This window comes from Nocardia asteroides (assembly GCA_019930625.1).
In the GTDB taxonomy this organism is placed as follows: Bacteria; Actinomycetota; Actinomycetes; order Mycobacteriales; family Mycobacteriaceae; genus Nocardia; species Nocardia sputi.
The window spans coordinates 4,781,633-4,793,548 of the sequence record CP082844.1 but is presented as its reverse complement, the minus strand read 5'-3'; the positions used below and the strand labels follow the sequence as shown (position 1 = coordinate 4,793,548).

Annotated in this window: 11 protein-coding genes; 7 read left to right on the top strand and 4 right to left on the bottom strand. The window is 67.6% G+C overall.

Translation table 11 applies throughout. The annotated features are described in order from the left end of the window. Window positions 1-8: 8 nt before the first annotated feature. Window positions 9-761, top strand: a complete 753-nt coding sequence (locus tag K8O92_22155; protein UAK30598.1) for a hypothetical protein — start codon at window positions 9-11, stop codon at window positions 759-761. Here the strand turns inward: K8O92_22155 and K8O92_22150 are convergent. Beyond that, window positions 755-1,510: a hypothetical protein gene (locus K8O92_22150; protein UAK30597.1), complete on the bottom strand. Its 756-nt coding sequence runs from the start codon at window positions 1,508-1,510 to the stop codon at window positions 755-757. The two genes, K8O92_22155 and K8O92_22150, sit on opposite strands and share 7 nt — an antisense overlap. 389 nt (window positions 1,511-1,899) lie before the next feature. Between K8O92_22150 and K8O92_22145 the strand changes: the two genes are divergently transcribed. Further along, complete coding sequence (locus K8O92_22145) at window positions 1,900-2,265, top strand: aminoglycoside phosphotransferase family protein (GenBank protein ID UAK30596.1); 366 nt, start codon at window positions 1,900-1,902, stop codon at window positions 2,263-2,265. Between the two features lie 464 nt (window positions 2,266-2,729). On the opposite strand, the gene K8O92_22140 is transcribed toward K8O92_22145, so the two are convergent. After that, complete coding sequence (locus K8O92_22140; GenBank protein ID UAK30595.1) at window positions 2,730-3,668, bottom strand: fatty acid desaturase; 939 nt, start codon at window positions 3,666-3,668, stop codon at window positions 2,730-2,732. 269 nt (window positions 3,669-3,937) lie between these two features. Between K8O92_22140 and K8O92_22135 the strand changes: the two genes are divergently transcribed. The 3 genes from K8O92_22135 to K8O92_22125 all read left to right on the top strand — a co-directional run bounded on the left by K8O92_22135 (window position 3,938) and on the right by K8O92_22125 (window position 6,207). Continuing rightward, window positions 3,938-4,735: a phytanoyl-CoA dioxygenase family protein gene (locus tag K8O92_22135; protein UAK30594.1), complete on the top strand. Its 798-nt coding sequence runs from the start codon at window positions 3,938-3,940 to the stop codon at window positions 4,733-4,735. Between the two features lie 382 nt (window positions 4,736-5,117). Beyond that, window positions 5,118-5,705, top strand: coding sequence for an NAD(P)H-dependent oxidoreductase (locus K8O92_22130; protein UAK30593.1), 588 nt, complete (start codon window positions 5,118-5,120; stop codon window positions 5,703-5,705). 10 nt (window positions 5,706-5,715) lie between these two features. Beyond that, entirely contained in the window at window positions 5,716-6,207 is a 492-nt protein-coding gene (locus K8O92_22125; protein UAK30592.1) for a nuclear transport factor 2 family protein, read from the top strand. A gap of 70 nt (window positions 6,208-6,277) precedes the next feature. Here K8O92_22125 and K8O92_22120 read toward each other — a convergent pair whose 3' ends face one another. Continuing rightward, a complete protein-coding gene (locus K8O92_22120) occupies window positions 6,278-7,561 on the bottom strand; it encodes an SGNH/GDSL hydrolase family protein (GenBank protein ID UAK30591.1) in 1,284 nt (427 codons plus the stop codon). Window positions 7,562-8,638: 1,077 nt separating this feature from the next. After that, a complete protein-coding gene (locus K8O92_22115) occupies window positions 8,639-10,159 on the bottom strand; it encodes a catalase (protein UAK30590.1) in 1,521 nt (506 codons plus the stop codon). Between the two features lie 218 nt (window positions 10,160-10,377). On the opposite strand from K8O92_22115, the gene K8O92_22110 reads away from it, so the two are divergent. Beyond that, on the top strand, window positions 10,378-11,427 hold the full coding sequence (locus K8O92_22110) for a MaoC family dehydratase N-terminal domain-containing protein (GenBank protein UAK30589.1): 1,050 nt from the start codon (window positions 10,378-10,380) through the stop codon (window positions 11,425-11,427). Window positions 11,428-11,589: 162 nt separating this feature from the next. Continuing rightward, window positions 11,590-11,751, top strand: a complete 162-nt coding sequence (locus tag K8O92_22105) for a hypothetical protein (GenBank protein UAK30588.1) — start codon at window positions 11,590-11,592, stop codon at window positions 11,749-11,751. The last annotated feature ends 165 nt before the right edge of the window (window positions 11,752-11,916 follow it).

Sequence of the window (11,916 nt, the reverse complement as noted above, 5' to 3'; positions counted from 1 at the left end):
GAGCCGGTATGAGCGGCCCCGAAGTCATCCGGGTCGCCTCGACCGCAGCGCTCGACGCGGAACTGTCACGCGCCGGCATAGCTCTGAGCCGCCCCGTACTCGTGGTGGTCGGTGGCGCGTCGGGCATGGGTTCCGAGCCGCCGCCCGCGCTCGCCGCGTTGTGCTCGGGTCAGCTCGTGCCCACGCTGGATCGGCTCGGCGTCACGGTCGTCGACGGCGGTACCGACGCGGGCGTGATGCGGCTGATCGGGCAAGCCAGATCCCGCGCCCGCGCCTCCTTCCCCTTGATCGGCGTCGCCGCGGCCGGCACCGTGACACTGCCCGGAAAGCAGCCGCCTTCCGCGGACTCGGCGTCCGCCGAGACTCGGCACACCCACCTGATCATCGTGCCGGGCACCCGATGGGGCGACGAGTCCCCGTGGCTGGCGGCCGCCGCCACCTCGATCGCGGCGGGGCGCCCCTCGACGACCCTGCTGGTCAACGGCGGCGCCATCGCCTACACCGACGCACTGCACAGCCTCGCGGCCGGCCGCTCCGTTCTCGTGCTGAACGGTTCCGGCCGCGCCGCCGACGACATCGCCCGAGCCCGCACCGGCGCCCAGGCCTGCGAACAAGCCGCCCGAATCGCCGGATCCGCTCTGACACAGATCGTCGCGCTCGAGGAACCGGCCCGCGTCATGAGCGCGATCACCGACATACTCTCGGCTCGAGATACGGCATTCGGCGCTGTGGCGCAGAACGTTCCATCGACGGTTCAGTGATCTTGCCGTGCCGACTCGCCCGAGGGTTTCGACTCACCGATGGCGATGCGCCACCGCAGGCGAACAGAGGTGGCCGGGTGGTGGTCGCGTATCCACTGGGCGAGCGCTGCGACCGCCGAGGCGAGCGACGTGGCGCCCGCGAGCATCGCCCAGGGCGTGAGTCCGGCGGTGTTGTAGGAAACTTGGCGTACCCCCGGCACAACGAGGCTGCCATTGCCGAAAGCCCAACTCATGACCATCCCGGCCTGCCCGCCGAGATCTGAGGTGCGCGCGAGCATGGCCCGCAATTCGGGGCTTTTGCTGTTGATGTAGAGCACCGTGAGCGCGACCAGAGCCGCGGCGGTGACCGTGGAAATCGTGGCCAGTCGCGCGAGGGCCCCGGTGCGATACCGGAGATTCACCGCCACCGTGCAGACCGTGATGACGATCGCGGCCACGGAAAGAATCGCGAAAGCGCCGCTGATCCGCGCGGTGGGCGGCGGCGATGACGACCACACGTTCAGGAAGGACGTGGTCGCGGTCATCCGGCCGAAGGCATCGACGCTGGCCTTACCGTCGGCGCCCGCCGCGGTCAGCCACGGCTGGAACAGTAGGATCAGTGTGACAATGCTGCCGGCCGCGGCGCCCAGATACCCCCAGTAGCCGTCCAGTATCGACAGACGTGTCCGGAGACCGGCGAGCCGCGGCGCCCCGCTGGGCGCTGCTTCGGATCGAATGTCATCGGCTGTCCATGGGGTTGGCTGCACCATCACTCCGATTCAGGCGTAGGTCGGCGTCGAGAGCCGAGTCGGGCGGCGCTCGACCGCCCGCCGGCTTTCGCGTCGCCCGGCAGGCGGCGCGAATCCGGTCGAGGCATCGTCGGCGCACCGTGGGCGCTGCGGAGCCGATCGAAGTTCCGGTCATCGAGCAGATCGCACAGCGGGCTGGCCGAACAGTAAGAGAGGCAGAACGTTTCGCAGAAGGATTGCGATCAGCGTGATCTTGAATCCCGGCCCCTGCTCGTCGATCTGCGGGGTTCGGTCAGGTCGTCGAGGATGTCCCGGCATCCGGGACGAAGTCGACGACAACGCCGTTACGGGCATGGTGCGGACCCGACTGCCATCCCTCGTACGACCCTTGCTTGCCGAGGATCTCCGATGTGGATTGCGAAGGCGGCAACGGTGACGGCCCGGTTTACACCGGCCGGGTCCGAGTCATCGGGCCCGACGATTACCGACTGGACCGCAGCGCCGATATCGATGCCTTCTGGGCCGCCCAGCCGCAGACTCTGATCCATGGCGCCCCTCATCTGGGCAATCTCTTCTGCGAGAGTTCCGGCCCAGGATTCCTGGACTGGCAGATCGCGACTGCCGGGGCGGGTATCCGCGACATCGCCTACTTCGCCAACGCGTCGGTCGAACCGGATCTGCTGCGCACGATCGAACGTGGCCTCGTCGATCGTTATACGGCCGGGCTGAGCGCCGCGGGCGTTCATGCCGACGCTGATCGCATGTGGACCCTATAGCGCGCAAGCATCACCGAGCTGTACCTCGCAGCCGTCTGCACCGCCGGAGCCGGCGCGCGCATGCAGCCGCTCGAGGTCTCCCGGGGCGGCGTCGAGCGAGCCGTCGCGGGCGCCGAAGCGCACGACAGTTTCGGAGTGCTGGCCGCACTCATCGACGACAAGCGGGTCTGACGCGTCGGCCGAGAACGTCCCGCAGTGGATCACCGTCGAACCCGATCGCGTTCAGCGCGACGCGCCGCGTACGCACCTGAACATCGCCCGATGCGGGACAGGGTCCGCGCTCACAGACGGGATCGATCGATGACCCACTCCTCCGCTCTCGACACCACCCGGCTGCGGCGTGTGTTCTCCAGCGCCCGCGCAGTGCTCCGACAGTACGTGCCGATGCTCGCGCGGCATGGATTCGCACGTGGAAACCGAGGAGTGACCCGGCACGGCGTCACGTCGCACCCGCGCCGACCCGCTCAGCGATCAGTGCTCCTGATCGGGCCGCGGAACTGGCGGGCCACCGCGCGGAACCAGCCGGAATCGTACCGGCCGCCCTCGGCGTCGAAGACGGGCCGCAGTTCGTACCAGCGCAAGCCCGGGTGACGATGGTGCAGCCCATGCAGGTTGAAGCTCAGGGCCAGAACCTCCAGTGGCGCGGGCAGTTCCAGGTCGAGCGCCTCGAGCGGCTCGTCGAGATCGGTGCCGTAGTGATAGGCGTTGTCCGACAGCGAGACGATCACGCCGCGCCCGGCCAGCGCCGCGAGCAACATCCATCCGTGACTGCCGTAGGCGACGAACGCCGCGCCGTACAGCACCGTGATCACGGCCGCGTCGATGCGGAACCGACGGAACACCTCGGCCTGCGCGACGCGTCCGAGCAGCGGCCCCGCCACCGTGTCCGGCCTGTCCACCGCGCGGGCGAGCCGGCGCACCGCCGCGGCGGGCAGCGCCGCCAGCACGAGCGCCGCGACCTCGAGCAGATACAGCCCGCCGAACAGCCGCAGGTAGTACCCGGGCGCGGCTTTCGCCCAGCTGGACGTCGCTGGGTCGTAGACCTCGGCCCGCTCCCGCGTCCGGCTGTAGCGGTGGTGCAGCAGGTGACCGGCTTTGAGCAACGCGAACGGTGAACCGTACAGCACGGCGAGCACGCGTCCGTATCTATCGTTGAGCGAGCGCCGGTGGTGCAGGTTCCCGTGGACGGCCTCGTGGATCAGCGACCAGAATGTCGTCGTCAGCAGCGCCGACGGCAGCAGTGCCCATCCCCACGCGGGGTCCAGGGGCAACAGCAGCAGCGGCAGCGCGAAGAGCTGAAGAAGATTGAGCACGACCGCGCCCGCGGTCAACCATGATCCGATCCGCCGTCCGTCGTCGCGCCGCTGCGCGCGAACAGCGTTGCCGGCGCGCCGTTCGGTCATCTCGCCCCCGGTCACCTCTCCGGTCTTCCTGCGGGAACCGAGCGTGCACGAGCAGCCCCACGAACACCCCTACGCGGGCTGTCGCATCGCTTACGTACGTGCGAAGAAACGGTGCCGTGACAGAACGGGTCGGCTGATGATGGCCGTCACGCTCGATCTCGAGGCACCCCGGCCGATGTCGCCGAGCCCGGACGGCACCGAAATCCCCGTCGCGGCCTCGTCCATCGTTAGGAAGCGAATCGACCTAAGCTTTTTCTACCGTGGGATCCGTGATCGAAACAACGAAACACCCGCGCCCGAGCGGCGAGACCACGACCGCGCGCACCCTTTCGGTCGACCTCGTCGAGCAGTATCACCGCGACGGCTACGTCCATATTCCCCGTGTTCTCGGCGGTTCCGAGGTGGAGGAGTACCTGGCCGACGCCGGCACCCAATTGGACCGGCAGCGCCTTGTTTCCTGGAACGCGGCCGAAGGCGGGAACGTCATGGATTGGGTGCCCGAGCCGGAGAACGCCAGTGAGCTGATGCGCAGGCTCGCGCTGCATCCGGAGATCACCGGGATCGCCGAGCGTCTGGCCGGACAGCCACTGCGAATGTTCAAATCCGAATTGTTGCGTAAACACACCTCCGACAGCGCGCCTACACCGTTGCACATCGATGCCCCCGCCTTTCCGATCGCCGCGGCCCCCGTGACCCTCACGGCATGGGTGGCCCTGGTCGACGTCCCGGTGCAGCGCGGGTGCCTGACCTTCATTCCGGGATCGCACCGGTGGCCCGAGGACGCGATCCCCACGGTCGGCGAGCCGTACGAAGCTCGACCGGAACTGCGCTGGTGGCCACACGTGACGGTCCCTCTGCGCGCGGGCGACTGCACCTTCCACGATGCCCGCCTGGTCCACTCGGCGGGCGCCAACCACACGGGTATGGCGCGGATTTCGCTGGCCACGGTGTATATGGACGCCGAGGCGGTCTACCACCCCGACCCCGACGCGTGGTACCAGGACACGGTGCCGGATCGGGAACCGGGACAGCGACTCGACAGCGCCCGATATCCGCGAATCAGCTGAGGTCCGTGTCCGGGGCAGGGCGAACACCCAGCCGAGCCGGGTGGATCGGCGGCTTCCGCATGCCGCCGTCCACGTCGTCGACAATCGTGGCCTGGCCGAGGTTCAGGAACCTCCGGTCGAGGAGAGAGCTATATGCGCCACACCACATGCGCTCATCGGCGGCTGTCCGAGCATCCGGCCACAGCACCGCGCATCGGCGCGATGTCCCTGCTCATCGGCAGTTCCGGTGGTCCGCGCGTCGAGCCGTCAGCCGTCGACCCCTCGACTCGGTCACCTGCGAGTCCAGGCGCATCGGCGCACCCGAAGTGGGGGCCGCCTGACATTCCGGCCGGTTGCGTCGTCGGAAGGTTGTGACACCTTCCACAGAGCAGGAGTTCCGACCGTGATCAGAATCGGCATCATTCTCGGCAGTACCCGGCCCAACCGCAACGGTCCGCAGGTCGCTCAGTGGGTTCTGGACACGGCGTCGCGGCGCGGCGATGCCGAGTTCGAACTGATCGACCTGCGCGACCACCCGCTGCCGCATCTGGACGAGCCGGTGGCGCCGATGTTCGGCCCCTCCGTACATGAGCACACCCGCGCCTGGGCCGAGCGGATCGCCCCGTTGGACGGCTTCGTCATCGTGACCCCCGAGTACAACCACTCGGCCCCCGGAGTGCTGAAGAACGCCATCGACCACCTGTACGCCCAATGGGCCGACAAGGCGGTCGGATTCGTTTCCTACGGTGCCGGCGGCGGCGTCCGCGCGGTGGAGCATCTGCGGCTGGTCTGCAGCGCCCTGCGGATGGCCGATGTGAGCCACCAGGTCACGATCTCGGTGCTCACCGATTTCGAGAACTACACCACCTTCACACCGGGCGACCACCACACCACAGCCCTGCACACGCTGCTGGATCAGGTCATCGCATGGAGCGCCGCATTCGCGCCGCTGCGGCGGGCAAGCGCCGAACACACTCTCGTCGATTCCTGAGGAGCCGATCATGCTGTCACCACACGACTTCCGGTCACTCGCCGACCGTGTCGAGATCGAAGCACTGCGCGGCGAATTCACCGACGCGGTGATGATGCGCGACTTCGATCGCCTGGCATCGCTGTTCACCGACGACGCGGTGCTGCGCATCCCCGACGCGGGTATCGAAGTCGCCGGCCGCGCCGAATTCCAGACCAAAGCACGGCTGATGCAAGACGCCTGGGACTATTTCATTCAGCACACCCATCCCGGTGCGATCCGAATCGACGGCGACACCGCGACCGGTCGCGCCCACATCTGTGAACTCGGGCGGTTGAAAAGCGGCAGCTCACATCTGAACTACGCGATCTACCACGATCGCTACCGGCGAACGACCGACGGCTGGAAGTTCACCGAACGGGTCTACGAGATCCGATACCTCGACGACTCGCCGCTACCGGGCTCACCCCCGGGAGAGAACGGTCCGGGTGTGGACGTATCCGCCGCGCGGCCGCACGGGTGATCGTGCGCTGTCCACGGGGCCGCCGCGACTACAGACAGCCCCGTGGACAGCATCCCGTCCCGCCTGCCTCTCAGTCGACCGTCTCGTGTAGGACGAGCGCGGCGGCGTCGGCCATCGCGGAATACCCCGCGGGGCCGGGATGCAGGTGGTCTCCGCTGTCGAACTGCGCGGCGAGTACGTCCGGGTCCGCCGGGTCGGCGAGTGCGCGCTCGAAGTCGATGACGGCGTCGAATTCTCCGGAATGGCGTATCCAGGAGTTGACCTCGTCTCGGACCCGTTCGCCGCGCTCGCTGTAGTACGGGGCTCCGCGGTATGGGAGCAGGGTGCCGCCGAGGATGCGCAGTCCGTCGGCACGTGCCATCCGGATGAGCAGTCGGTACTCGGCGATCAGCTGGTCGGCCGTGATCTCGGGGTTCGGTCGCAGCCACGGCTCGGAGAGTTCACTGGCGCCGATGTCGTTGATACCCGAGAGCAGGATGACGGTGCCGATCCCGTCTTTGTCGAGTACGTCGCGACGGAATCGGGTGGCCGCGCGTTGGCCCAAGTAGTCGGAGTCCGAAACGATCCGGTTTCCACCTATGCCGGTGTTCAGCACTGCCCGGGGCTCGCTGTCGACCGCAAGGCGGTCGGCCAGGGCATCCGGGTACCGGTTGTCGGCGTCCACGCCGGCGCCCGCTCCGTCGGTGATGGAGTCGCCGAAGGTCACCACACCGCCGCGGTTCGGTGCGCCCCGGACTTCGATGTCGGCAAGGTAGTACCACGACTTGTCGGACTCGGTGAACGCCACCCCTTCGATGTCGGCGCTGTGATCGCCGTTCGCGCGGTAAGCGGTGGTGTTGCCGAGAGAGTGGAAGGTGGCCGGCCCGGTTGCCTCGCTCAGGTAGAGGGTCACGGTGATCGGCTGGCGGGCGTTGACCAGGAAATCGGTCGCGTCGCTGGCCAGTTCGTCTCCCTGCGGGATCACCGTGCCCGCTGCACCGCCGAAAGTCAGCGGGCGGACCGTGCCGGAGCGCACCGCTGCCCCCTTGGCGGTGTGCGCGATGGTGGCTGCCGCGATCCGCAGCGGTCGATCGCCGAAGAGATTGGTCATCGTGATTCGTACGGAGTCACCGGCGAGGGTAGGGCGCACGGTCTGGCGGATGGTCTGGTTGACGAAACCGTTTGTCGACCAATTGGGTCCCAGCACATCGACGTCGGCCATTTGCGCGGTGGACCAACTGTCGAGCCAGGCCTCGCGCTGGGCTCGGTCGGTGGCCTCGGTGTACAACGCTTTGCTGGTGATGGCCAGCAGCAGCGCGGCCAATGCCGATAGCACGGTGGTTCGTATCTTCCGGAGGGTCATCGTCGCGCCCATCCTTCGGCGGTTTCCAACGATGCCTGCGACGCCGCTCGGACGAGGTCGGGCGTCATCTTGTCCGATGTCTCGTGGCTATCCGTGTCGAGGATTCCCGTCACGAACCGAACCGGGTCATGCCGGGAAATTGTCGGCACCGCCGGTTGTGGAAATTCTGTCAACGGACTTCCTCCGTGTCGCCGGGAACACCATCAAGGTGTGCTGATCGAAAGTTCTCGCCGAGGTCGCCGCCCTGGTGGCGCCGGCGCGAACTCCGCCTGTTCTTTGAGGACTCTACGGATCAGCCGCGAGCAGAAGAATGAGCGAAAAGCTCGGATTATTGTCTGAAACGCTCAAATCCCGGCCACCGCGGTGGCCGGGTCGTGCGCGGCGTGTCAGCTGATCAGGTGCCAGCGGCTATCGGCAGTTCGACCAGACCGGTGACGACGAGGTTCCGGGGCTGCTGCGGGAAACGCCGCGGACGCGACGACGGGATGAACCTGCCTATGCCGGGTGAGCCGCCACAGGGCTGCCATGCGGCACCAATCGACCGAACGGCATCTGCGGGGTGGGAGGCGCGGGCGGGATGAATCGCAGGATTTCGGGAAATCCCGGAAATCCACCGGGTATCGGGACCTCGACCGGAACATCGGGTGCGCCGCTGGACGACGGCTGCGTCCCCGCCGGTGCGGCGCCGAGTGCTGCCGCGGCGGCGAGAGTGGCAGCCGCGACTGTGATCGCCCGCCACGGCCTTCCTTGCGAGCGTCGATCAGGTCGAACATCGGCGTCGAACGCCATGATGCGGTCCTCCGATCTCCGTCGACCGGCCCGATGCGACCATCCGGTGGCGCGCGGATGTCACCGAGCCTCGAATTGATTCGAAACACCACGGTGCTATGTGTCGCTGGATCCGGCGGTCATTTTTCCGCATGCGATCGGAGGGACGCATCGGGACACACGAGCCAAGGAATAACGAAAAGATCACGAACGGTGTCGATAGGTGGTGGCATGGTCACCGACATCCCGGCGTACCCGCCCGCCGCACGGCGCACCAGCACACCGCGGCGGCCGGTGGTCACCGGCCGCCGCCGGGACCCGTCAGGCTTTGGCCTGCGCCGACGAGCGAGCCGGATTGGCTTGCCCGGCCGCCTTGGGGTCGCGCTCACCCTGCTTCGCGCGCACACCCGCCTCGACGCGGTCACCGAGATGCTTGTCGACGTTGCGCCAATACTCGAAGGCCCGGTCGAGCACGGGCGCGGAAACTCCGTTCAGCAGGTGTCCGACGATGTTGTCGACCAGCCGCTGCCGCGCCGCGTCGTCGAGCACGTCACGGACCATGGTTCCCGCTTGGCCCCAATCGTCGTCGTCCTTGTGCAGCGTGTAGGCCGAGCGCACGAGTTCGCCGTCGGCGTACCAGGTCGCGGGCGGGCCCGCGACAGCGGGATCGGCGTGCGGGCCGCCCTTCGAGTTCGGCACGTAGACCGGGTCGCCGGGGTTGCGGTGGCGCATCGCGCCGTCCTTGCTGTACGACCGGACGGTAGTGGCGTGCGGCGTATTCACCGGCAGCTCTTTGTAATTCGCGCCGATACGGTACCGGTGGGCGTCCGGGTAGGAGAACCAGCGGGCCATCAGCATCTTGTCCGGGCTGGGGCCGGTGCCGGGCACCGAATTACTCGGCTCGAATGCCGCCTGTTCGATCTCGGTGTGGTAGTCCGCCGGGTTCCGATCGAGCGTCATCCTGCCGACATCGATGAGCGGATAGTCGCCGTGCGGCCACACCTTGGTGAGATCGAAGGGGTTGAACCGGTATGTCTTCGCCTCGTCGAACGGCATGATCTGCATCTTCAGCGTCCAGCTCGGATAGTTGCCGCCTTCGATCGACTCCCACAGGTCGCGGGTGTGGTAGTCGGTGTCCATCGCGGCCATCTGGTCGCCTTCGTCCTGGGTGAAGAACTCGATGCCCTGATCGGTCTTGAAGTGGTACTTGACCCAGAACCGTTCCCCGGCGGCGTTCACCCACATATAGGTATGGCTGGAGTAACCGTTCATATGCCGCCAGGTGCGCGGGATGCCGCGGTCACCCATCAACCAGGTGACCTGGTGCGCCGACTCGGGTGAGAGCGTCCAGAAGTCCCACTGCATGTCGTGGTCGCGCAGATTGTTGTCGGCGCGGCGCTTCTGGGACCGGATGAAGTCCTGGAATTTCATCGGATCGCGCACGAAGAAGATCGGCGTGTTGTTGGCGACCATGTCGAAATTGCCCTGCTCGGTGTAGAACTTCAGGGCGAACCCGCGCGGATCCCGCCAGGTATCGGGGCTGCCGCGCTCGCCGGCCACGGTGGAGAACCGGGCCAGCATCTCCGTCTTCTTGCCCGGCTGGAACACCTCGGCCATCGTGTATGCGCTCACGTCGTGGGTGACCTCGAAGACGCCGAACGCCCCACCGCCCTTCGCGTGCGGCTGACGTTCGGGCACCCGTTCCCGGTTGAACGCCGCCATCTTCTCGATCAGATACCAGTCCTGCAGCAGGATCGGCCCATCCGGCCCGACGGTCAGCGAATGCTCGTCGCTGGGGACCGGGATCCCGGCGTCGTCGGTGGTGTAGTTCGGAACGGACATCTCTCTCCTCTCCCACGAGCCGCGGGCGAGAGCCCGGCGACGAAACCGTCGGGCGAGCGGCACGAGATCTGTCGATCGACTTCCCAGGGACCTGTTCCTCAAACCACGGCTGACCGGCGCTCCTGCGCACCCGCGCCGGTCGGCGCGCCGGAGGCCGCGAAACGGCGTGCGATGCGGGCTGACCGGAATTCGGGCTCTGGTTGGGTAGATTCCCCGCGATGTCCAGAACCCCTACCACTTCCGGTGCGGACGACGTGACCGATGCCGCGCTCCCCGCCTCGATGGTCGGGCGCCGGTATCGCACCAGCGATCACTACGAGGTCGGTCGCGAGAAGATCCGCGAGTACGCCCGCGCGGTGCGCAACAACCACCCCGCGCACTGGTCGGAGGAGGCCGCCGCCGACCTCGGCTACCACAGCTTGCTTGCTCCCCCGACCTTCGGCGCGGTCCCCGGATATCTCGCCTACGCCGAGGTGTTCGACACGATCCTGCCCGGCTACGACCTGAGCCGGACCATCCAGACCGATCAGATGATCGAATTTCATCGCCCGCTCCTGGCCGGCGACCGCATCCGGTTCGAGATGTGCCTGGATTCGTTCCGGCACGCCTTCGGCGGCGACCTCATCGGACTGCGCCAAACCATCCTGGACCAGCACGACCGGCCGGTCCTCACGTCTCGGACCAGCCTGGTCGGGCGCGATGACGAGGCTCTCCCGCCGTGGTTCGACGCGGTCGTCATGCACGGCGCACGCCAGGAAGCGCGAAACGCGCGCCGCGCGCCGGCCCCGCGCTACGTGGGACACGGCATCGAGTCCGTGAGCCAGGCGCAGCCCGTACCGGCGAGCCCGTGGGTGCGGCGCTTCGACGAGGTAACTGCCGGGGCGGAGCTTCCGCCACGCACACTCACGGTCAGGCGGGGCGATCTGGTCAACTACGCCGGAGTGTCGGGAGACCCGAACCCCATCCATTGGAGCACCGAGACAGCCGCACGGATGGGCATGGAAACCGTTGTCGCCCAGGGCATGTTCACCATCGGGCTCAGTGTGGATCTACTCACCTCGTGGCTGGGCGATCCCACCGCCCTGCGCTCCTACAACGTGCGCCTGACCAATCCCGTCCACGTCGGCGTCACCGGCGGCCGGATCGAGTTCTCCGGCCGGGTGAAACGCATGGACGCGGACACGCGCAGCGCCACCATCGCGATCACCGCCGAGCACGACGGGCGCAAAATCTTCGGTCGCGCGGTGGCGGAGGTCGTCCTCGCGTGATCGCACCATCCGCTCGCGCCGCCGGAATCGGTGTGTTTGATCCGGAGGAGCCGGGGCACGTTGGAGGCGGAGCGCGCGCCCGCCGGAAGCCGCGGACGCGATCTCGGCACCCGATCGAGCGGGCAACGGGCCCGCTCGCACCCGAAAGGACCGGTATCTGTCGTGGTTGTGCTTCTTGCTGTGATCGGCTCGGCCTCCCTTGCCGTCATCGCGGTCCATGCCACGGTCGTCGCACGCAGCTTGGCGGAACTTCGCTCCCCGCGCCGCGAGGGCGCAATGCGGGACGAGCAGCCCACCGCGCGGCTCACCGGCACAACGGTCTGACTCCCGCCGCCGCTCCCCCGGCCTCCGCGCTCGCGCAGGTCAACACCGTCATGTCTCGGTCGGATAGCGGATCGGATACGATCTTGGCTGCCTCGCGGTCCAGCAAAAGGCCGCGGAGACAGTCGGCGTGCGCTCGTGCCGCCCTTTGGTGATCGGAGGCCGGGT